Genomic DNA, 21,454 nt, shown 5'->3' with positions numbered 1-21,454 from the left:
CCCCTGAAACGGCGGAGCTGCTCGACCTCTCAGTGAGGAGAGCAGTGGCAGGCAAGGCCCGCGTGCACGAGTTGGCCAAAGAACTCGGTGTCACAAGCAAAGAACTACTCGCGAAGCTCAAGGAGCAGGGCGAGTTCGTGAAGTCCGCGTCGTCGACGGTGGAAGCGCCCGTCGCACGCAGGCTGCGCGAATCGCTGTCGGCGAAATCCTCGTCGTCGGAATCCAAGTCGGGCGCCCGTCCGGGTCCGTCCTCGGCGCGCCCCGGCGCGAAGCCCACTCCGGGCGGTCCGCGTCCCGGCCCGCGTCCGTCGCCCGTCCAGGCCGCCACCCCGGCGCCCGCGGCCGCGTCGGCCGGTCCGGCGTCCGCGCCGAGCCGTCCCGCGCCGCGTCCCGGTGATGGCGCGCGTCCCGGCCCGTCGGCGAAGCCGGGCCCGGCTCCCGCCCCCGCTCCCGCGCCGACCTTCCAGGCGCCCGCGGCCAAGTCCGCGCCGTCCCCGGCGGCGCCGTCCGGTCCGCGTCCGACCCCCGGCGGCGGTCCGCGTCCCGGCCAGCAGCAACAGCGCCCTGGGCCGTCGCAGAACGGCGGTCCGCGTCCCGGCGGCCCCAAGCCGGGCCCCAAGACCCCTCGGGTCGGCAACAACCCTTATTCCTCGGCTCCCGCGCCCGAACGCGAGCGCGCGCCGCGTCCCGGTCCGTCGCAGGGTGGTCCGCGTCCCGGTCCCGCGCAGGGTGGTCCGCGTCCCGGTCCGTCGCAGGGCGGCGGGCAGCGTCCGGCCGCCGCGCAGGGCGGTGGCCCGCGCCCGGGCGGTAGCTCGCGGCCGAGCCCCGGCTCCATGCCTCCGCGCCCGAATCCTGGTGCGATGCCGCAGCGTTCGGCTCGTCCCGGCCCCGGTGCGGGTGGCGGCGCCGGTCGTCCCGGTCGTCCCGGCGGCGGTCCCGGCGGTGGCGGCGGTCGTCCCGGTGGCGGCGGCGGTGGCGGTGGCTACCGCGGCGGTGCGGCCGGTGGCGGCGGTGCTCCCGGCGCCGGTGCGGGCGCTCCCGCGGCGGGCGGCGGTTTCCGCGGTCGTCCCGGCGGTGGCGGTCCCGGCGGTGGCGGCGGTGGTCGTCCCGGCGGTCCCGGTGGCCGTGGCGGCGCCGCGGGCGCGTTCGGTCGTCCCGGTGGCGCACCGCGTCGCGGACGCAAGTCGAAGCGGGCCAAGCGCGCCGAATACGAGAGCATGCAGGCGCCCGCCGTCGGCGGCGTGCGGCTGCCGCGCGGCAATGGCGAGATCATCCGTCTGGCCCGCGGCGCGTCGCTGTCGGACTTCGCGGAGAAGATCGACGCGAACCCGGCCGCGCTGGTCCAGGCGCTGTTCAACCTCGGCGAGATGGTCACCGCGACCCAGTCGGTCAACGACGAGACCCTCGAGCTGCTCGGCGGCGAGATGAACTACGTCGTGCACGTGGTCAGCCCCGAGGACGAGGACCGCGAACTGCTCGAATCCTTCGACCTCACCTACGGCGAGGACGAGGGCGACGAGGGCGACCTCGAACAGCGTCCGCCGGTCGTCACGGTCATGGGCCACGTCGACCACGGCAAGACCCGACTGCTCGACACCATCCGCAAGGCCAACGTCCGCGAGGGCGAGGCCGGTGGTATCACCCAGCACATCGGCGCCTACCAGGTGCTGACCCACCTGGGCGAGCAGGACAGGCTCATCACCTTCATCGACACCCCCGGTCACGAGGCGTTCACCGCCATGCGTGCCCGCGGTGCGAAGGCCACCGACATCGCGATCCTCGTGGTCGCCGCCGACGACGGCGTCATGCCGCAGACGGTGGAGGCGATCAACCACGCCCAAGCGGCCGACGTGCCGATCGTGGTCGCGGTCAACAAGATCGACAAGGAAGGCGCGAATCCGCAGAAGATCCGCCAGCAGCTCACCGAATACGGGCTGGTGGCGGAGGAGTACGGCGGCGACACCATGTTCGTCGACATCTCGGCCAAGCAGGGCACCAATATCGAGGCGCTGCTCGAGGCCGTGCTGCTGACCGCCGACGCCGCCCTCGACCTGCGGGCCAACCCGAACCAGGACGCCCAGGGTGTCGCCATCGAGGCCCACCTCGACCGCGGTCGCGGTCCGGTGGCCACGGTGCTCATCCAGCGCGGCACGCTGCGCGTCGGCGACTCGATCGTCGCGGGCGACGCCTACGGCCGCGTGCGGCGCATGGTGGACGAACACGGCGACGATGTCACGGCCGCGCTGCCGTCGCGGCCCGTCGAGGTCGTCGGCTTCACCTCGGTGCCCGGCGCCGGTGACAACCTCATCGTCGTCGACGAGGACCGCATCGCCAGGCAGATCGCCGACCGGCGCAATGCCCGCAAGCGCAACGCGCTGCAGGCGCGCAGCCGCAAGCGGATCAGCCTCGAGGACCTGGACGCGGCGCTGAAGGAGACCAGCGAACTCAACCTGATCCTCAAGGGCGACAACGCGGGTACCGTCGAAGCGCTCGAAGAGTCGCTGATGGGCATCGAGATCGACGACGAGGTGCGCCTGCGGGTCATCAACCGCGGTGTCGGTGGCGTCACCGAAACCGATGTCAACCTGGCCTCGGCCTCGAACGCGATCATCATCGGGTTCAACGTCAGGGCCGAGGGCAAGGCGACCGAGCTGGCCAACCGCGAGGGCGTCGACATCCGGTACTACTCGGTGATCTACCAGGCCATCGACGAGATCGAGAAGGCGCTCAAGGGCCTGCTCAAGCCGATCTACGAAGAGGTCGAGCTGGGTCGCGCCGAGATCAGGGCGCTGTTCCGGTCCTCCAAGATCGGCAATATCGCCGGTTGCATGGTCATCTCGGGCAGCGTCAAACGCAATGCCAAGGCGCGTCTGCTGCGTGACAACGTGGTGATCGTCGAGACGATGACGATCTCCTCGCTCAAGCGGGAGAAGGACGACGCCGTCGAAGTCCGCGAAGGGTACGAGTGCGGTATGACCGTCACCTACAACGACATCAAAGAAGGCGACATCATCGAGGCATACGAGTTGCGCGAGAAGCCGCGCGACTGATTCGACCGGGATGCACGGTGCCGCGCAGGCGCGCGGCACCGTGACCCGACACTGGAGAGGTGTGCGTGTACCTGGGGGCACTCGAGTTCGACATCCTGCTCGGCGATGTGCACTCGCTCAAACAGAAGCGTTCGGTGATCCGGCCGGTGCTGGCCGAATTGCAGCGCTTCGGGGTGAGCGCGGCCGAGGGCGGGGAACACGATCTGCATCGCCGTTCACTGCTCGGCATCGCCATGGTCAGCCCCGGCATGAGCCATCTGACCGAGGTGCTCGACAAATGTGAGCGGCACGTCGCGGCCCGTCCGGAGTTACAGTTGCTGGCAGTGCGCCGCCGGATCTTCGGACCCGAGGACTGAACGTTCGATAGTGATGTGAGGAGGAAACGGCCATGGTGGATCAAGCCAGGGCACGCCGACTCGCCAAGCGGATTTCCTCGATCGTGGCGACCGCGATCGAATACGAGATCAAGGATCCGCGGCTGCGTTTCGTGACGGTCACCGACGCGAAGGTCACCGGTGATCTACGCGAGGCGACGGTGTACTACACGGTCATGGGCGAAACCCTCGACGCCGAACCGGATTACGCGGCCGCGGCCGCCGGTCTCGAGAAGGCCAGAGGCGTGCTTCGTTCGAAGGTGGGCGCGGGCACCGGGGTGAAGTTCACCCCGACGCTGGCGTTCGTGCTGGACAAGGTGCCCGACGCCGCGCGCGAGATGGAAGAACTACTAGCGCGGGCGAGGGCCGCCGACGACGCGGTCGCCAAGGTAGCCTCGACGGCGACCCACGCCGGTGACGCCGACCCGTACAAGGTCGAGCGCGACGGCGACGAGTCCTGAGCCGAACGGCGACAGAAGTACCTCGAGAGACTGCGGCGCGAATGACATCACACGGTGAACCGATCGATTTCGGCGCTGCGATCCGGGCTCTGACGTCCGCCCGGTCGGTGACCGTCGTCTGCCACGTGCAGCCCGACGCCGACACCCTCGGCAGCGGGCTGGCGTTGGCGCTGGTCCTGCATCGGCGCGGGGTGCCCGTATGCGTGTCCTTCGCCGAACCCGCGCAGGTGCCGGTGTCCATGCGTTCGCTACCCGGGTTGCGGCACGTGGTGGCGCCCGAGCAGGTCCCGCACGAAGTCGACGTCCTGGTCGCCGTGGACTGCGGCAGCGCCGGGCGGCTCGGCGCGCTCCGCGACCGGATGGCGGGCGCGGCGACCACCATCGTCATCGACCACCACCGCTCCAACACCGAATTCGGGATGATCAACGTGGTCGACGCGGCCGCGGAATCGACAACGAGCGTGGTGGCGAGACTGTTCGACGCGTGGGGCGAGCAGATCGACCGCGAGATCGCGCACTGCCTGTACGCGGGGTTGGTGACCGACACGGGATCGTTCCGCTGGGTACGTCCGGGCACCCACGAACTCGCCGAACGGCTACTCGGCACCGGTATCGACGGCGCGGGCATCGCGCGCACGCTCATGGACACCCATCCGTTCGGGTGGCTGCCGATGCTGTCGAGGGTGCTCGGCACCGCGCGACTCGAACCGTCCGTGCACGGCGGCGTCGGGCTGGCCTACGCGGTGGTCCGCCGCGAGGACCAGGTGGATGTGCGGTCGGAGGAGGTGGAGAGCGTCATCGATATCGTGCGCACCACCGCCGAGGCGGGCGTCGCCGCTGTGTTCAAGCAGTCGCGCGTGGTGGAGAACCGGTGGACGGTGTCGCTGCGCTCGCGCGACAGCGGGCCGGGGGCCGACGACGGTGTCGACGTCGCCGGCGTCGCGACGACGCTCGGTGGCGGTGGGCACCGTTTCGCGGCCGGGTACACCGCGCACGGCGAGGCCGACGAGGTGATCGCCGCCCTGCTGACCGCGCTCGGCTGAGTACTCGACGTGGAATTCTTTGTCGCGGTGGGTATATCGCAATGGTTGGCTCATGCGCGGGTGCCGATCGGTCGGGCCGGTGCCGATCGACATCGCCCCGCACGCAGGCGGGTGCGTGAATCGCCCGGTGATGAGCGGACCGGGATCGTGGTCGGTCACGGATCGGTGGGACTGTCCGCGCTGTCGATGGGGCAGGTGCGACCGGTTCGATGGTCCGGCGGGAGCGGTGACGGGTGACGCGTGAGAACGGTGGTCCGAGTGCGGAACTCGGGGCGGTGGTTACCGCCGAGCCCGGCGAGGTGGCGTCGGCGGGGCCGCGCCGGATTCTCGGGCTCGCCGGTCCGACACTGGGGGTGCTGGTCGCCGAACCGATATATCTGCTGTTCGACATGGCGGTGGTCGGGCGGCTCGGGGCACAGGCGCTCGCCGGGCTCGCTGTCGGCGGGTTGATTCTGGCGCAGGTGAGTTCGCAGCTGACCTTCCTTTCCTACGGGACCACCGCGCGTTCGGCGCGACGCCACGGTGCGGGCGACGCGCGCGGGGCGGTGGCCGAAGGGGTGCAGGCGAGCTGGATCGCGGTCACGGTGGGAGTGCTGATCTTCGCGGTCGCGCAGGTATCGGCGGTCGCGGTCACCGATGCGATCGCGGGCGGCGGCGACATCGCGGCCGAGGCGCTGCGGTGGATGCGGATCGCGCTGTTCGGGGTGCCGCTGATCCTCGTTTCCATGGCGGGTAACGGGTGGATGCGCGGCATCCAGCAGACCCGTCGGCCGCTGACCTACGTGGTGACGGGGCTGGTCGCGTCGGGGCTGCTGTGCCCGGTCCTCGTACACGGCCTGCTCGGCGCCCCACGCATGGAACTGGCAGGCTCTGCGGTGGCGAACGTGGTCGGGCAGTCGGTGACGGCGATCCTGTTCGGTTCCGCCCTGATACGGGAGCGGGTCGCGCTGCGGCCGGATCGGCAGATGATCCGGGCGCAACTCGTCCTCGGCCGGGACCTGATCGCGCGCAGCCTCGCCTTCCAGGCGTGTTTCGTGTCGGCGGCCGCGGTGGCCGCGCGATTCGGCGCGGCGTCGGTGGCCGCGCACCAACTGGTGCTGCAACTGTGGAACTTCCTGACGCTGGCGCTGGATTCGCTGGCGATCGCCGCGCAGACCCTGGTCGGAGCGGCACTCGGCGCGGGGAACGTGCGGAGTGCGCGCGGGCTGGTGCGGCGGGTCACGGGGTGGTCGGAGCTGTTCGCGGTCGCGCTCGCGGTCTGTTTCGCCCTCGGCTACAGCGTGATTCCGACGCTGTTCACCGACGATGTCTCGGTTCTCGACCGTACGCATGTCGCGTGGTGGTTCTTCGTCGCGATCATCCCGGTCGCGGGCATCGTGTTCGCCCTCGACGGCGTGCTGCTCGGCGCTGGTGACGCCGCCTTCCTGCGCACCGCCACTCTCGCCTGTGCCCTGGCCGGTTTCCTTCCCGCCATCTGGCTGTCCCTCGTGTTCGACTGGGGGATAGCAGGCATTTGGTCGGGCCTTGTCGCGTTCATGCTGTTGCGGATGGGGGCGGTGGTGTGGCGGACTCTGTCGGGGAAATGGGCGCGAGTGGGGGCGGAGATCTAGTTGTGTTCATTGGCGTCGACTTCGTCGCCGCGAACGGCACCTTCGGTGCCTCCAGGGTTCGCCAGGGGGAGTTCGTGAGTGGGGGCGCTGCGGTTTATTCAGGCTGCGCTGCTTCGGGGTCGCGGGGGGCGGGATGGTTCGGGTCAGCGGTGGCGGCGGACGACTACTCGAGCGGGGCGGATCGAGCGGCCGGGCACGCTCAGGCCGGGTTGGATGACCGAGGCGACGGTGCGGTCGAATGCCGGGTCTTCGGTGTCGACGACGTCGGCGGCTTCCATGGTCAGCGAGTCGAAGGGGGTGTCGGTCGGCGGGTCTACGAGGATGCCGCCGCGGCCGATCAGTAGGCGTTCGATACGGGTGGTGATCGCTTCGAAAGCTTCTCGCTCGCGGTCGGATTCGGCGGTTCGCGCGCAGGCGGTGGTGTCGCCCAACAGCGCGAAGAGTTCGGTGACCAGGGGGAGGTCGGCGCCTTGGCGTTCGCGTTGGGCGCGTGCCTTGGCGTCGTCGGCGAGCCGTTCGATGCTTGCGGCCTGGCGCGCGAGCACACGGGTCAGGTCCTCGACGCGCTCGGCCAGATCGCGCTGCCCGGCGGCAAGATTCGTGACGGAGCCGTCGGGATCGCTTGTGGCGTCGCCGTATTCGGCCGAGTCGACGGTGTCCGAAACCGGGGCGTACTCGGCCGGGCCCGCGGTGTCGGCGTCCACCTGCGTCACGGGGGTGACTGGTTCGGTCATGGTCGCACGATAGCTCGCGCCGCTTTTCCGGGCCTGCGCCGAGTCCGAGACTTCCCGTTCTCACGCGCCGGATCAACTCGCGTACTCAGCTCGCGGGGACCGCGCCGGGGATCTCGATGAGCGAGCCGCTGTGGGTGCCGACGTAGACGCTCGTCGGGGCGAAACCCGCGCCTTCCTTGCCGACGGCGATGCCCGCGGGCAGGAGTCGACCGTCGAGGAGCACGCAGCCGCTGCTGCCGTCGGGGGCGATGCGCCACACCTGCCCGCCCTGCCAGGCCGTCACGAACAGGTAGCCGGAGCGCTCGTCGATCTTGATGTCGTCCAGGGCGACACCGCTCAACGCGGCGGGCGGGCGGAAGAAGGTGGTTGCGTTGCCGGTCGCGATGTCGATCGCCAGCACATGCGTGTCGCCGAAGGTGACGTTGACGTACAGGGTCGTGCCGTCCGCCGAGATCGCGCCGCCGTTGGTGTTGGAGCCGCGATACCAGCCCGCGGTGACGCGACCGTCGGGGTCGACCCGGTCCAACGCGTCCGAACCGTCGTTGGTGACGAAGACCGTGCCGTCCTTCGCGCGCACCACACCGTTGCCCTGGGACAGGCCGGTGGCGACCGTGGTCGTCGCGCCGGTGTCGAGGTCGAGCCTGCGCAGCTCCGCGACGCCGCCGCCCGGTGCGAGCGGGGAGGCGGGGGTGACGCCGACGCCGACCAGCATCGTTCCCCCCGGTTCCGGAGCGAGTCCGCCGGGGAGCGGGATGGGACCCGCGATCCCGCGCAGCGGTGCGCCGGGAGCGTCCATGACGTCGATGCCGCCGCCGACCCAGTCGCTGACCACGAGACGGCCGTTCCGGTCGAAGGCGATGGCCTCGAAGGTGGCGGGCGCCTGCGCGAGCGTCACGGGGGCGCCGACGCCCGCGCACCACGGCAGGGCGGTCTCGGGTGCGGCGTTCGCGAGTGTCGTGCCTGCGGCGATGAGCACGCAAGCGAGTGCGGCCGAAGCCACGCTCCGCACCGTTCGGAAGCGCGCCGATGTCCCGTGCGCGGCGGGTAGGTCGGAGACTTCGGTGTCCATGGTCGTGGCGTCCTTTCAGGTGCTCGGCGCGCGCGGCCGCGTCGGTGCGCCGCGCGATCGCTCGGCCGCGAGACGCCTCGACCGCCTGCGTCGTTGGGGCGTTGCGATCTGTGGAAGGTCGAATCGCGAGTTGTTCGACAGTAATTCATGCCCGTGGTCCGGGGCGCGTGGGCAGGGCGCGCAGGAGGCTGAATCGTGGCGGAAGTCCATGGGTTTCGCCATCGATATGCGGTGGTCGCGGTTGCGATCGTCGATGGCTGGGCCGCTGTCGGCGGTGGCTGCTACGATCGCTCGCCATGGGGGTCTACGGCATCGACCTGGGCACAACGAACTCGGCCATCGCGCGGATCGACGCCGATGGTCGTCCTGAGGTAATGGTCGGGATCAACGGCGAGCCGACGGTTCCGTCGGTGGTGCTGTTCGCTTCCGCGTTCGACCATCTGGTCGGCGAGGGTGCGCGCAGGCAGTCGCGGTTGGATCCCGAGCATGTCTGCGCGCTGGTCAAGCGGCGCATGGGCGAGGCGGATTGGCGTTTCACCGCGCACGGCGAGAGCTGGTCGGCGCCCGCGGTGTCGGCGCTGATCCTCAAGAGCCTGGCCGCCGACGTGGAATTCGGCGGTGGCGAGCCGGTGCGGCGCGCGGTGATCACGGTGCCCGCCTACTTCGGTGACGAGGAGCGGCGCGCCACCATCCAGTCCGGCGCCTACGCGGGCTTCGACGTGGCGGGTGTGCTGTCGGAGCCGATCGCCGCGGCGCTGTCCTACGGTTTCGGCCGCCTCGACGGCACGGTCGATGTCGGCAAGCCGGGCGAGCGCGAGACGGTCCTTGTCTACGACCTCGGCGGCGGCACCTTCGACGCGACGGTCATCGAACTCGCCGATCGCCGCATCTCGGTGCTCGCGGTGGAGGGCGATCACCAACTCGGCGGCGCCGACTGGGACGAGCGCATCGCGCTGTACCTGTCGCAGCAGTTCTGCGCGGCGAATCCGGACGCCGAGGATCCGCTCGACGATTCGGCGGGTTCGCAGATGCTGGTGCTGGCCGCCGAACAGGCCAAACGTGAACTGTCCGAGGTCGATCGCACCGATGTGGTCGTCGCACACGACGGCGCGCGCGCCGTGGTGTCGCTGACCCGCGCCGAGGTGGAGTCGTTGACGGCCTCGCTGATGCGCCGCACCATCGAGCTCACCCGCGATTGCCTGACCGCGGCCGGTAAGCGCGGCGTCGCCTCGGTGGACCGGTTGCTGCTGGTGGGCGGCTCGTCGCGAATGCCGATGGTGGAGCGCGAACTGAACAAGGAACTGGGGTTGCGCGGCGAACTGCGCGATCCCGACCTGTCGGTGGCGCGCGGCGCGGCGCTCTACGGCGAGAAACTCGAGATGGAGCGGCTGATCCTCGCGGATCTGGTGACGCGGGGCAGGTTGCGCGACGGTTCCGCGTTGCGCGAGGCCGCGCCCGCCGATCTGGAGCAGTCGGTGGCGAGGGTCGCCGCGTCCTTCGGCCAGCCGGTCGCGCTGGTGCGGCGCATGCTGGAGATCCAGGTCGACACCGTGGTCTCGCGCGGTTTCGGCGTGCTGGCGCTCGACAATCACTACGGCCTCGCGGCCGCGTGGCTGGTCCATCGCAACCAGACGCTCCCGGTGCGGGTGCGTCGGTCCTTCGGCACGGTGCGCGAGGATCAGGATCAGATCGAGCTCACCATCGTCGAGCAGCAGGGGCAGGCCGCCTCGGTGCGCCCCGAGGACACGAAGGTGTTGGTGGAGGGCAGGATTCGTGGCATTCCGCCGGGCTATCCCGCGGGCAGCGAGGTCAGGGTCACCTTCGAGATGGGCTTCGACGGCGTCCTGCACGTCACCGCGCACCATGTCGACGCCGATATGCCGTTGACCTTGTCGGCCCAGACCGGCGCAACGCTGTCCCAGGCCGACGTGGCGCGCGAACTCGACCAGGTGCAGCGCTCCCGCCGCCGCGCCGGTTAGCGGCGGGCATGGAAGCCTTCGATCCGAACGACTATCGCAAACGGGTGCTCGCCGCCGTCGAACGGCGCGGCGGCGTCGAGCGATCGGATTCGTTCGAGCTCTACGACATTCCGGTGGAGGAGGCCGAAACCCTCACCGACGCACAGGTTACCGAGCGTGTGGCGGAGGTCTGGGGTTTCTGGCAGCGCCAGCGCGACCATCCGAAGTACCGGGTGCTCGTCGGGTTGCTGGTCGACGAGCACGACCGCCGCAGCGAACTGTTGCTGCGGGCGAGTTCGCGCCGCGCCGAGGCCATGCGGGTGCGGCAGATGCGCGAGGAGCGCGACGCCGAACGCTACGAGATGCTCGACACCGCGATCGCACGTCTGGTGCAGCGCCACGGCGGCGTGCCCGCGAGCAAGGTGGCCGGTCTCGAGGAGATCGGCGCTATGGGCGGACTCGGCGCCGCCGAGGTCGCCGCGCGATTGCGCAGGCACCGGATCCTCGCGGAAGACGCGCCGCCATCCGCGCCCGCGCCGACCCTGACCGAGCAGCGCCGCAAGCAGATCCGCCAACTCCTCGCCGAATGGGAACGGCTGCTGGACGGCGGCCCGTCCGCACCCACCTTGTTCGCCCTGCTCGGACTCGATCCGTCCAGCGCCGGGCACACCGAGGAGATCCGGTTGCGCGCCGACGCGTTGCGCGCGCGGGCGCGGGAATTGCCGCCGGGGCGGGTTCGCGTCGTCCTCGACGAGTTGCTGGTCCACGTCAACGATCTGCTCACCGGCGGCGGTCCCGAGGTGGACGAGTACGTCCGCGCGGTGATCGAGGACGTCACCGCCGAATTGCGGCCGAAGGTGCGTGCCGCGGTGTTGGTCGAGGACCAGTTGGTCGGCGAGGACTACCGGTATCTGGTGGACGAGGCCGTCGAACTCGGTCTCGACCATGCCGAGGCGGTGCGTGTGCTCACCGATCTCGCGACGGGGTTGGGCGCGCGGATCGAAACCGGTTCCGCCGCACCCGCTCACCCCGTGGTACCGCGGACTCCCCGTCCCGCCCCGGCAGTCGGCGGTCGCGCCACCGCACCGCAACGGCAGTGGGAGGAGCCGCTCAAGGCGGCGCGCGCGGCGCTGCGCGGCGGTCGCCCTCAGGAGGCGGCCAAGCAGGTCGCCCGTGCGCGCCAGCTCGACAACGGCGCGGGTGCCACCTCCATTCGATCCGTCGCCGACGAGGTGGAGCGGATCCTCGCCGAGGCGGCCGTGCGCTGGCGCAATGTGGCCTCGGCTCGTGCGGCCCGACGCTACGTCGAGGCGCTCGAACACCTCGAATACCTGCGCCGCACGGCCGCCGACGTGCCGCCGCCGACCGCGCAGCGCGAAAGCTTGGACGAGCTGACCGCCGAGGCCACGCGTGCGGTAGCGGAAGCCGATCGACTCGTCGCCGCGGCGAGTTCGGGCCCCGCCGCCGATCGCGTGCGCGGTCTGCTGGCGGCACAGGGCGTGTGCGCCGATCACGAGGGCGCTTCGGCGGCGCTGGCGGCCACGCCGGTGGAGGCGCCGGGTCGGGTCGAGGCGAGTCGGATGGGCAACGGCTCGGTGCTGGTCACCTGGTCGCCGTCGACCACCGAGGACGTGGCGTACAAGGTCACCCGAAGGCACGCGGAGGGCAACTGGCGAGTTGTCGGCCGCACCAGGACCACCGAGTTGGAAGACGGCGGCGCGCCCCCGCACGAGATCCCGGTCTACGCGGTGGTTGCCACATCCGCCGGACGCTCATCCGAGGAGGCACGCTCGGACGCGCCTTCGAGACCGCTCGCCGCACCCGGCCCGAGGCAGGGTTCGAGCAGCGCGGCATCCACCTCGGGACAGCCCGCCACCGCGACGGTTTCCGCACTACCCGACGAACCGAATCCAGGCGGCATCCCCACCGTCGGCGCCCTCGCCGGGCAAGGCGGCCTGCTGGTGTTCACCTGGCCCCCCGGTGTCACCGAGGTCTACGTGGTGGCCCGCGCCGACGCGCCCCCGGTGCGCCCCGACGACCCGGCCGCCCGGTCCTGGAAGGTCACCAACATGCGCTACGAGATAGACGGCGGCGCGAAGATCCCTACCGACCTCCCTACCCCCTGCCACATCGCGGTCGCCTCGTGCAGACGCGAGGCCAACGGCGCACTCACCATCGCCCCCGGTTTCGCCGCCACCGCCCGCCTGCACTGGACCTCCTGACGCGGTCGGATCGGCGTGCGGCGCTTGGACCGCGTCCGGCCGCGATGGGCGTGGCGACAGTCCGTGACCGCTCGGCGGGACCAACCGACGGCGGGTGCGGCACGGCGGTGTCGGTGCGGGTATGACAATGTGGATGTGGTGATACCCAAGTTGATGGCGGTGAGCGACATCCATGTCGGGCACCAGGGGAATCGGCCGGTCGTCGAGCAGATTCGCGCCGATTCGCCCGAGGATTGGCTGATCGTGGCCGGTGACGTGGGAGAGAAGGCCGAGGACGTCCGCTGGGCGTTGGAGTTGCTGCGCGGCCGGTTCGCGAAGGTGATCTGGGTGCCGGGCAACCACGAGCTGTGGACCACGCCGAAGGATCCGGTGCAGATGCACGGCGCGGCCCGCTACGACTACCTGGTGTCGATGTGCCGCGACCTGGATGTGATCACCCCCGAGGACCCGTTCCCGGTGTGGGCGGGCGCGGGCGCCGAGGAATTCGGCACGCCGGTGACCATCGTCCCGATGTTCCTGCTCTACGACTATTCGTTCCTGCCCGAAGGCGCGCGCACCAAGTCCGAGGGGCTGGCCATCGCGCGGGAACGCAATGTGGTGGCGACCGACGAGTTCATGCTGTCGCCCGACCCGTACGCGACGCGCGACGCGTGGTGTCACGCGCGGGTGCAGTCGACGACGCGGCGCCTCGACGCCATCCCCGATGGCGCGCCGATCGTGTTGATCAACCATTTCCCGCTGGTCCGCGAGCCCACCGACGTGCTGTGGTATCCGGAGTTCGCGCTGTGGTGCGGCACCACCCTGACCGCCGACTGGCACACCCGCTACAACGTGGTGTGCTCGGTCTACGGCCACCTGCACATCCCACGCACCTCCTACTACGACGGCGTGCGCTTCGAGGAGGTGTCGCTCGGTTATCCGCGCGAGTGGCAGCGCCGCGGCCTGCCCGACACCCTGCTGCGCCAGATCCTGCCGACCCCCAGCTATCCGCCGGGGGCGCTCAACAAGTGGGGCGGACATTTCCAGGTGACCCCGGAGATGGAGGCGGCCGCCGCGCAGATGCGGGAGAAGGCCGACCGCCGCCGCGGCGTCTGATCCGGTCGTCGGCCCGCTCGCGGCGCTCGATTAGGCTGGTCGGTGATGATCGAGAACATCTTGCCCAGTGGGGTCGCCGCGTCCGAACTGTTGGCGTACCCGGAGGATCTGGCGCCGCATCCGGCGGAGGAACATCTCATCGCCAAGTCGGTGGACAAGCGCCGTCGCGATTTCATCGGCGCCAGGCATTGCGCGCGCCGGGCACTCGAGCAGTTGGGTGAGGAGCCGGTGGCGATCGGCAAGGGCGAGCGCGGGATGCCGCTGTTCCCGCGCGGCGTCGTCGGCAGCCTGACCCACTGCGAGGGGTATCGCGCGGCCGCGCTGACGCACAAGTTGCGTTTCCGTTCGGTCGGCATCGACGCCGAACCGCACGAGGCGCTGCCCGAGGGGGTGCTCGATTCGGTGAGTCTCGCCCCGGAGCGGAAGTGGCTGGCCGCCAACGATTCCGCGCTGCACCTGGACCGTCTGCTGTTCTGCGCCAAGGAGGCCACCTACAAGGCGTGGTTTCCGCTGACCCTGCGCTGGCTGGGTTTCGAGGACGCCCACATCACTTTCACCGTCGACGAGAATTCCGGCGGCGGTTCCGGAACATTCCACAGCGAGCTGCTGATTCCGGGTCAGGCCACCGACGGCGGAGTTCCGCTGACGAGTTTCGACGGGCGCTGGCTGATCGGCGGCGGACTGATCCTGACCGCGATCGTGCACGGCTGATGGCCGATACCGGCGCCATTGACCTGCTCGGCGGACTGCTCGTGGTGGACAAGGACGGCGGCCGCACCAGTCACGACGTGGTCGCCAGAGCGCGAAAGATCCTGCGCACCAGGAAGATCGGCCATGCGGGCACACTGGACCCGATGGCCACCGGCGTGCTCGTGCTCGGGGTGGAGCGCGCCACGAAACTACTCGGCCTGCTCACCCTCACCACCAAGTCCTATACCGCGACCATCCGGCTCGGGCAGTCGACCAACACCGACGACGCGGAAGGCGAAGTGCTCGCGACCACCGAGGCGCGGCACCTGGACGACGGCGCGATAGCCGCGCGGGTCGCCGCGCTGACCGGCGAGATCGATCAGGTGCCCGCCACCGTGAGCGCGATCAAGGTCGACGGCGAACGCGCCTACGCCCGGCACCGCGCGGGTGAGGAGGTGCGGCTCGCGGCGCGCCCGGTCACCGTCTCGCGTTTCGACATCCTGTCCCGCCGCGACACCGACGCCGGATTCGTGGACCTGGACGTGGTGGTCGACTGCTCCTCGGGCACCTACATCCGCGCTCTGGCCCGCGACCTCGGCGCCGCGCTCGGCGTCGGCGGCCATCTCACCGCCCTGCGCCGCACCAGGGTCGGCCCGTTCACCCTGGAACACGCCCGCACCCTCGACGACCTCGCGGCCGCCGCCGAATCGGGTCCGCCGCCGTTGAGCCTAGGCATGGACGCGGCCGTGGCCACGGCCTTCGACCGCAGGGTCGTCACCGAGGGCGAGGCCGAATCCCTGCGCGACGGTCGCTGGCTCGATCCCGTCGGCATGGCCGGGGTGTACGCGGCCGTGACCGAGGCGGGCGCGGCCATCGCTCTGCTCGCGGAGAAGGGCAAGCGCGCCGCGCCGGTGTTGGTGGTGCGGCCGCGCGGCCTGCTCGACTGAACCCGCACCGGGGCAGCGGAATCCGTACAGTGGACGCGGTGGCGTCGCCGGTGTCGGCGGGCTGGTGCGGAAGGCAGTGCGATGGGTGAGCATCCGGTCGACATCTTCGATCTGTGGGATCGCGACGGCGACGGGCTGGTCTCGGTCGAGGACATCACGCTCGGTTTCCGCTCGCAGGGCCGCGATGTCGACGTCGAGGCCGTCGAACGGATGGTGGCCGCCGCTGACACCAACGGCGACTACCTGGTCTCGCGTGCGGAATTCGACGCGGCGGTGGTCGGCGGACGCATCGAGGTGACCGACGCGGACGCCGCCTTCGAGGTGTTCGACGTCAACGGTGACGGCCGGATCTCGGTGGCGGAGCTGGAATCGATGATCCGCCACATCGGCGCGGGCCGCATCGATGAACCGGCCGCGTCGCTGCTGGCCGCGGCCGACCTGGACGGCGACGGCTACCTCTCACCGGCCGAATTCCGCGCCCTGCTCGATTTCCTCTCGCGCTGAAGCGTTTCGGGCGCGTCAGAAGGTGAGCCAGATGGCCTCGGCGGCGGGACGACCGAGGTCGGTCGGTGATTCGCCCGCGCCGATGCGAATGGCGATGGTGCCCGCGAAATCCCGGCGCTCCTGCACCGTGATCACGGTGTCGAGGGCGATGCCGACCGAATCGAAGTAGCGCAGCATCTCCGGATCGGAATCGGAGATGCGCGCCACCCGCCCGGATTCCCCGGCGTGGAAGTCGCTGAGCTGTTTGGCGGGCGGAGTGGGGACCGCGCCGTCCACCGACGGAATCGGATCGCCGTGCGGATCACGGTCCGGATAGCCGAGTTTGGCGTCGATGCGGGCCATCAGCAGATCCGACACCGCGTGCTCGAGCACCTCGGCCTCATCGTGGACCTCGTCCCAGCCGTAGCCGAGTTCGTTCACCAGGAAGGTCTCGAGCAGCCGATGCCTGCGCACCATCGCGATGGCGGCGAGCCTGCCGTGTTCGGTGAGCGTGATCGAACCGTAGCGCGCGTGCTCGACCAAGCCCTGGTCGGCGAGTTTGCGCACGGCCTCCGACACCGTCGAAGCCGAAACCCCGATCCGCTCCGCCAGCAGTTTGGTCGAAACCTTCTCCTGCGACCACTCCTGTGCGGTCCAGATCACCTTCAGATAGTCCTGGGCGACCGAGGTCAGCTCCGGGGCCACCGATGCCGTGGCCGCGGCGGGAACGCCGGATTCGTCACGCGCCGCGCGGCCTGCCAGCTCGCGTCGGGTGGCGATATCTCGTTTACCAGGCACATACCGAGCTTATGCACTCATCGGAGATTTCACACACTGCGACGCTCCCGCCCCCGCGACGGCGAACCACATGCCACCGCGCGGCCAATGACATCCGAACTTCACGTGACATCCGCTCCACGCGAATACCGTTCGCGCCGACCGCATACGAACCTCCGCGCGCGTCGGTCGCCGAGCGGCGGCTTCGGTCGGACCGGGCCGAGGCCGGTCCATTAGGCTTCGGACTGTGCAGAGATGGCGAAGCCTCGAAGAGGTGCCCGCGGACTGGGGCCGTTGCGTGCTCACGATCGGCGTATTCGACGGAGTCCATCGCGGCCACGCGCAGCTGATCAGCAGAGCCGTGAAGGCGGCGGCCGCGCGCGGCGTACCCGCCGCGCTGATGACCTTCGACCCGCACCCGATGGAGGTGGTCCGCCCCGGCTCGCACCCCGCGCAGCTCACCACCCTCACCCGCCGCGCCGAACTGGCCGAAGAACTCGGCGTCGACGTGTTCTGCGTGATCCCGTTCACCCACGACTTCATGAAACTCACCCCCGGTCGATACGTCCACGACCTGCTCGTGGAACGGATGCACGTGGCCGAAGTCGTCATCGGGGACAACTTCACCTTCGGCAAGAAGGCCGCGGGCACCGTGGCGACCATGCGCGAACTCGGCGAACGCTTCGGATTCGAAGTCGACGGCGTGAAACTGGTCGGCGAACACGCCGTCACCTTCTCCTCCACCTACATCAGGGCCTGCGTGGACGCCGGAGACATGGCGGCGGCCGCCGAAGCGCTCGGACGGCCGCACCGGGTCGAAGGCGTCGTCGTGCACGGGGACGGGCGCGGACGCCAACTCGGATTCCCCACCGCCAACGTCGCGCCGCCGATGCACGCCGCCATACCCGCCGACGGCGTCTACGCGGGCTGGTTCACGGTCCTCGGGCCCGGGCCGACCATAGGTACCGTCACGCCGGGAGAGCGGGCCATGGCTGCCATCTCCGTCGGGACCAACCCCACCTTCTCCGGGCGGTCGCGGACCGTCGAGGCATATGTGCTCGACGGTAACGCCGACCTGTACGGGCAGCATGTCGCGGTGGATTTCGTCGAACATCTGCGGGGGATGCGGAAATTCGAAACACTCGACGCGCTCGTCGAGGCGATGGGCCGCGATGTCGACCTGACTCGCAAAGTCCTCGGCTCCTGAGGCCGGATTTCACCGCCGGGGAGTGGTCCGGTAATGTGGCTCGTCGGGTTTGCTGCGGTCCGCGGCGGCGCCCATGTCCGGCCGTCGGACAAATCCGAGCGCGGAACTGGAAAATAGGAGTGGATGCCGCGTGGCTTTGACCACTGAGCAGAAGTCGGCGATTCTCAAGGAATACGGACTCCACGAGAAGGACACCGGTTCGCCCGAGGCACAGATCGCCCTGCTGTCGAAGCGAATCTCCGACCTCACCGAGCACCTGAAAGTGCACAAGCACGATCACCACACCCGCCACGGTTTGCTCGCCCTGATCGGCCGCCGCCGCAGGCTGTCGAAGTACCTGCAGAGCAAGGACATCGAACGCTACCGTTCGCTGATCGAGCGCCTGGGCCTGCGCCGCTGAGCAGCCACCCTCGGCGGCAGCACCCCTGCCGCCGAGCCCTGCCACATGGCGGGTGCGAGCCTCGATTCAGAGGTGAGCCTCGATACGGCTCTCTCCGCAATCTCACCAGCCCCCGAACCTACCCCCTCGTCAAACCGAGAAGTGTCTCCTTCCGAGCCCCACCCCCACCACAAGGGAGCGAGCCCGACGAGCGACGGTTCGCGGCCGTCTCGCGTCCCAGCGGTCGAGACAATGCGACGCAGGAGCAAGTATCGACCGCTGGGACGCGAGACTCCCAGGGCCGCGAACCCGCGGCGACGAAGTCGACGCCAATAAACACAGCGCGCGGGTAAACCATTGCGAAGAGCCGCGCCCGAAATCTCTCACGTTCCAGCCCTGCCCGCCCCGCTGGTCAGTGGGGGTTCTATTGCGAAGAGCCGCGCCCGAAATCTCTCACGTTCCAGCCCTGCTCGCCCACTGGTCCACCAGGTCCCATTACCGGGAACCGCCGTGTAATTCTCCCGCGTTCCGGCCCACAACGCCCACTCGTGGTGGGAGGTCTTCGGCCATGCAAGACAGGCGCCTGGATCTGCCCGAGCCGATGCCCACCTGAGGACGAGTCCCCAACAACGCACACACGACTGTCCGCAGGGCATTGACAGTCCCCCCGACGCGGAGACGTACAATCTCCTCGTTGGCTTTTCGTGTATGCGGGATTGTTGCCGTCGAGACAGTGCTCGAGCTGTCCGGGAGGCAGGTCGGATGCACGAACAACACGGCCGTACGCACTCGAACGCGTGGCGTCGGTCTTCGGTAGTGGCCCCTCGGTGCACCGACGGGCTTCGATCGATGACCGCCTCCGCGTCGCCGAGCCCAAGGGGGTTCGGCCGGGTGCGCGCGCGCAGCCAGGAGGGTTGCCGCGCGTCCGTATCCGGTACGGCTAACGACAGCCGGGTCGCGCCCTGCATGGTGCTCGAGACCCGGCGAGACGAGAGGTTGAGAGAAGAGATATGTCGGAGACAACTGAACGCAAGTCCTCGGCCGTCGAGGTCGAGCCCGGAGTATTCGAATCCGTCGCGCTGATCGACAACGGCGCCTACGGCACCCGCACCGTCCGCTTCGAGACCGGCCGTCTGGCCCGTCAGGCCGCCGGTTCGGTGGTGGCCTACCTGGACGACGAGACCATGCTGCTGTCGGCCACCACGGCGGGCAAGCAGCCCAAGGATCAGTTCGACTTCTTTCCGTTGACGGTGGATGTCGAGGAGCGCATGTACGCGGCGGGCCGCATTCCCGGCTCGTTCTTCCGTCGCGAGGGCCGTCCTTCCACCGACGCGATCCTGACCTGTCGCCTCATCGACCGGCCGCTGCGCCCGTCCTTCGTGGACGGTCTGCGCAACGAGATCCAGGTCGTGGTCACGGTCATGAGCCTGGATCCCAAGGATCTCTACGATGTGGTGGCCATCAACGCGGCCTCGGCGTCCACGCAGATCGCCGGGCTGCCGTTCTCGGGGCCGGTCGGCGGTGTGCGGGTCGCGCTGATCGAGGGGCAGTGGGTGGCTTTCCCCACCGTGGAACAGCTCGAGGGCGCCGTGTTCGACATGGTCGTCGCGGGTCGGGTCGTCGAGTCCGGCGATGTCGCGATCATGATGGTCGAGGCGGAGGCCACCGACAAGGTCATCGCGCTGATCGAGGGCGGTGCGCAGGCGCCGACCGAGGCCGTGGTCGCCGAGGGGCTCGAGGCGGCCAAGCCGTTCATCGCGCGTCTGGTGCGGGCCCAGTCGGATCTGGCCGAGCTGGCCGCCAAGCCGACCGGTGAGTTCCCGCTGTTCCCGCCCTACGGCGCGGATGTGTTCGAGGCCGTTGAGGGCACCGCCAAGCGGGAGCTGAACGAGGCGCTGAGCATCGCCGACAAGCAGAGCCGCGAGAACAAGATCGACGAGATCAAGGTCGAGGTGCTGTCGCGGCTCGGTGACGACTTCGCCGGTCGCGAGAAGGAACTGGGCGCGGCGTTCCGTTCGGTCACCAAGAAGCTGGTGCGTCAGCGCATCCTCACCGACGGGTTCCGCATCGACGGCCGCGGTCTGGCCGATATCCGCGCGCTGTCCGCCGAGGTCGCGGTCGTGCCGCGCGCGCACGGTTCGGCGCTGTTCGAGCGCGGCGAGACCCAGATCCTCGGCGTCACCACGCTCGACATGGTGAAGATGGCGCAGCAGGTCGACTCGCTCGGTCCCGAGACCAGCAAGCGCTACATGCACCACTACAACTTCCCGCCGTACTCCACCGGTGAGACCGGTCGCGTCGGCTCGCCCAAGCGCCGCGAAATCGGCCACGGCGCCCTCGCGGAGCGGGCCCTGATGCCGGTGCTGCCGAGCCAGGAGGAGTTCCCGTACGCGATCCGTCAGGTCTCGGAGGCGTTGGGCTCCAACGGTTCCACCTCGATGGGTTCGGTGTGCGCCTCCACGCTGGCGCTGCTGAACGCCGGTGTGCCGCTGAAGGCGCCGGTCGCGGGTATCGCGATGGGCCTGGTCTCCGACACCGTCACCAACGACGCCGGTGTCGAGGAGGTGCGCTACGTCGCGCTCACCGACATCCTCGGCGCCGAGGACGCGTTCGGTGACATGGACTTCAAGGTCGCGGGCACCCGCGAGTTCGTCACCGCGTTGCAACTCGACACCAAGCTCGACGGCATCCCCTCGCAGGTGCTGGCCGGTGCGCTGAGCCAGGCGCACGACGCGCGCACCACCATCCTGGACGTGATGGCCGAGGCCATCACCACCCCCGACGAGATGAGCCCGTACGCGCCGCGCGTCACCGCGATCAAGATCCCGGTCGACAAGATCGGCGAGGTCATCGGCCCCAAGGGCAAGGTCATCAACCAGATCACCGAGGACACCGGCGCCAACATCTCGATCGAGGACGACGGCACCGTCTTCGTCGGCGCCACCGACGGTCCCTCGGCGCAGGCCGCGATCGACGCGATCAACGCCATCGCCAACCCGCAGCTGCCGAAGGTCGGCGAGCGTTTCCTCGGCACGGTCGTCAAGACCACCGCCTTCGGCGCGTTCGTCTCCTTGCTGCCGGGGCGCGACGGTCTGGTGCACATCTCGAAGCTCGGCAACGGCAAACGCGTCGCGAAGGTCGAGGACGTGGTGAACGTCGGCGACAAGCTGCGCGTCGAGATCGCCGACATCGACAACCGCGGCAAGATCTCGCTGGTCCCGGTCGACGAGAACGCCGAGGAGCCCGCCGCGGTCGAGACCGTGGATGCGGGTGTGGCGGCGGGCGAGTAGTACTTGTCTCTGTGACGAAGAAGAAAAAGGCAACCCCTCTGCTCCACGGCGAGCAGGGGGGTTCG

The 21,454-nt window shown here is 69.7% G+C and carries 17 protein-coding genes; 14 read left to right on the top strand and 3 right to left on the bottom strand.

The window, feature by feature from the left end; all coding sequences use genetic code 11:
* Positions 1-44 precede the first annotated feature (44 nt).
* From infB to IT779_RS02855, 5 genes are all read left to right on the top strand, one after another.
* Entirely contained in the window at positions 45-3,050 is a 3,006-nt protein-coding gene (infB, locus tag IT779_RS02875) for a translation initiation factor IF-2 (protein ID WP_196147514.1), read from the top strand.
* 65 nt (positions 3,051-3,115) lie between these two features.
* The gene (locus tag IT779_RS02870; protein WP_196147791.1) at positions 3,116-3,406 is read left to right on the top strand and encodes a DUF503 domain-containing protein; all 291 of its coding nucleotides are present in this window, start codon (positions 3,116-3,118) and stop codon (positions 3,404-3,406) included.
* A 32-nt stretch (positions 3,407-3,438) separates the two neighbouring features.
* Entirely contained in the window at positions 3,439-3,885 is a 447-nt protein-coding gene (rbfA, locus tag IT779_RS02865; RefSeq protein WP_196147513.1) for a 30S ribosome-binding factor RbfA, read from the top strand.
* A gap of 41 nt (positions 3,886-3,926) precedes the next feature.
* Positions 3,927-4,928 carry a DHH family phosphoesterase gene (locus tag IT779_RS02860; protein ID WP_196147512.1) on the top strand — a complete coding sequence of 334 codons (1,002 nt, stop codon included), beginning with the start codon at positions 3,927-3,929 and terminating at the stop codon, positions 4,926-4,928.
* A 275-nt stretch (positions 4,929-5,203) separates the two neighbouring features.
* The gene (locus IT779_RS02855; protein WP_196147790.1) at positions 5,204-6,538 is read left to right on the top strand and encodes an MATE family efflux transporter; all 1,335 of its coding nucleotides are present in this window, start codon (positions 5,204-5,206) and stop codon (positions 6,536-6,538) included.
* Positions 6,539-6,681: 143 nt separating this feature from the next.
* Here IT779_RS02855 and grpE read toward each other — a convergent pair whose 3' ends face one another.
* Positions 6,682-7,272, bottom strand: coding sequence for a nucleotide exchange factor GrpE (gene grpE / locus IT779_RS02850; protein WP_196147511.1), 591 nt, complete (start codon positions 7,270-7,272; stop codon positions 6,682-6,684).
* A gap of 85 nt (positions 7,273-7,357) precedes the next feature.
* Positions 7,358-8,341 carry an SMP-30/gluconolactonase/LRE family protein gene (locus IT779_RS02845; protein ID WP_196147510.1) on the bottom strand — a complete coding sequence of 328 codons (984 nt, stop codon included), beginning with the start codon at positions 8,339-8,341 and terminating at the stop codon, positions 7,358-7,360.
* A 296-nt stretch (positions 8,342-8,637) separates the two neighbouring features.
* Here IT779_RS02845 and IT779_RS02840 point away from each other — a divergent pair, with 296 nt between their 5' ends.
* The 6 genes from IT779_RS02840 (at position 8,638) to IT779_RS02815 (ending at position 15,757) form a co-directional block, all read left to right on the top strand.
* Entirely contained in the window at positions 8,638-10,320 is a 1,683-nt protein-coding gene (locus tag IT779_RS02840; RefSeq protein ID WP_196147509.1) for an Hsp70 family protein, read from the top strand.
* Positions 10,321-10,328: 8 nt separating this feature from the next.
* On the top strand, positions 10,329-12,521 hold the full coding sequence (locus IT779_RS02835) for an Ig-like domain repeat protein (protein ID WP_196147508.1): 2,193 nt from the start codon (positions 10,329-10,331) through the stop codon (positions 12,519-12,521).
* A gap of 153 nt (positions 12,522-12,674) precedes the next feature.
* A complete protein-coding gene (locus IT779_RS02830; RefSeq protein WP_198428152.1) occupies positions 12,675-13,616 on the top strand; it encodes a metallophosphoesterase family protein in 942 nt (313 codons plus the stop codon).
* 45 nt (positions 13,617-13,661) lie between these two features.
* Positions 13,662-14,327 (top strand): 4'-phosphopantetheinyl transferase Npt, encoded by a 666-nt coding sequence (npt, locus tag IT779_RS02825; protein WP_196147507.1) that lies wholly within the window; start codon positions 13,662-13,664, stop codon positions 14,325-14,327.
* The gene (gene truB / locus IT779_RS02820) at positions 14,327-15,253 is read left to right on the top strand and encodes a tRNA pseudouridine(55) synthase TruB (RefSeq protein ID WP_196147506.1); all 927 of its coding nucleotides are present in this window, start codon (positions 14,327-14,329) and stop codon (positions 15,251-15,253) included. The genes npt and truB overlap by 1 nt, the downstream gene beginning before the upstream one ends.
* 81 nt (positions 15,254-15,334) lie before the next feature.
* Complete coding sequence (locus IT779_RS02815; RefSeq protein WP_196147505.1) at positions 15,335-15,757, top strand: EF-hand domain-containing protein; 423 nt, start codon at positions 15,335-15,337, stop codon at positions 15,755-15,757.
* Positions 15,758-15,772: 15 nt separating this feature from the next.
* On the opposite strand, the gene IT779_RS02810 is transcribed toward IT779_RS02815, so the two are convergent.
* Entirely contained in the window at positions 15,773-16,441 is a 669-nt protein-coding gene (locus tag IT779_RS02810; RefSeq protein ID WP_196147788.1) for a metal-dependent transcriptional regulator, read from the bottom strand.
* Between the two features lie 319 nt (positions 16,442-16,760).
* Between IT779_RS02810 and IT779_RS02805 the strand changes: the two genes are divergently transcribed.
* The 3 genes from IT779_RS02805 to IT779_RS02795 all read left to right on the top strand — a co-directional run bounded on the left by IT779_RS02805 (position 16,761) and on the right by IT779_RS02795 (position 21,389).
* Positions 16,761-17,720, top strand: a complete 960-nt coding sequence (locus tag IT779_RS02805) for a bifunctional riboflavin kinase/FAD synthetase (RefSeq protein WP_196147504.1) — start codon at positions 16,761-16,763, stop codon at positions 17,718-17,720.
* 130 nt (positions 17,721-17,850) lie between these two features.
* Positions 17,851-18,120, top strand: coding sequence for a 30S ribosomal protein S15 (gene rpsO / locus IT779_RS02800; protein ID WP_054814207.1), 270 nt, complete (start codon positions 17,851-17,853; stop codon positions 18,118-18,120).
* A gap of 989 nt (positions 18,121-19,109) precedes the next feature.
* Positions 19,110-21,389: a polyribonucleotide nucleotidyltransferase gene (locus IT779_RS02795; RefSeq protein WP_196147503.1), complete on the top strand. Its 2,280-nt coding sequence runs from the start codon at positions 19,110-19,112 to the stop codon at positions 21,387-21,389.
* Positions 21,390-21,454: the final 65 nt, after the last annotated feature.

Origin of the sequence: Nocardia bovistercoris, from assembly GCF_015674855.1 — a bacterium.
GTDB lineage: Bacteria > Actinomycetota > Actinomycetes > Mycobacteriales > Mycobacteriaceae > Nocardia > Nocardia bovistercoris.
Note: the sequence above shows the minus strand (reverse complement) of the source record. Positions and strands in the feature narration are given on the sequence as shown.

Excerpts from the sequence above, each read along its gene's own strand:
- IT779_RS02860 (WP_196147512.1), top strand. The coding sequence starts at position 3,927 with ATGACATCACACGGTGAACCGATCGATTTCGGCGCTGCGATCCGGGCT.
- IT779_RS02830 (WP_198428152.1), top strand. The coding sequence starts at position 12,675 with ATGGCGGTGAGCGACATCCATGTCGGGCACCAGGGGAATCGGCCGGTC.
- IT779_RS02845 (WP_196147510.1), bottom strand. The coding sequence starts at position 8,341 with ATGGACACCGAAGTCTCCGACCTACCCGCCGCGCACGGGACATCGGCG.
- rbfA (WP_196147513.1), top strand. The coding sequence starts at position 3,439 with ATGGTGGATCAAGCCAGGGCACGCCGACTCGCCAAGCGGATTTCCTCG.
- IT779_RS02795 (WP_196147503.1), top strand. The coding sequence starts at position 19,110 with ATGTCGGAGACAACTGAACGCAAGTCCTCGGCCGTCGAGGTCGAGCCC.
- truB (WP_196147506.1), top strand. The coding sequence starts at position 14,327 with ATGGCCGATACCGGCGCCATTGACCTGCTCGGCGGACTGCTCGTGGTG.
- grpE (WP_196147511.1), bottom strand. The coding sequence starts at position 7,272 with ATGACCGAACCAGTCACCCCCGTGACGCAGGTGGACGCCGACACCGCG.
- npt (WP_196147507.1), top strand. The coding sequence starts at position 13,662 with ATGATCGAGAACATCTTGCCCAGTGGGGTCGCCGCGTCCGAACTGTTG.
- IT779_RS02815 (WP_196147505.1), top strand. The coding sequence starts at position 15,335 with ATGGGTGAGCATCCGGTCGACATCTTCGATCTGTGGGATCGCGACGGC.
- IT779_RS02835 (WP_196147508.1), top strand. The coding sequence starts at position 10,329 with ATGGAAGCCTTCGATCCGAACGACTATCGCAAACGGGTGCTCGCCGCC.
- IT779_RS02840 (WP_196147509.1), top strand. The coding sequence starts at position 8,638 with ATGGGGGTCTACGGCATCGACCTGGGCACAACGAACTCGGCCATCGCG.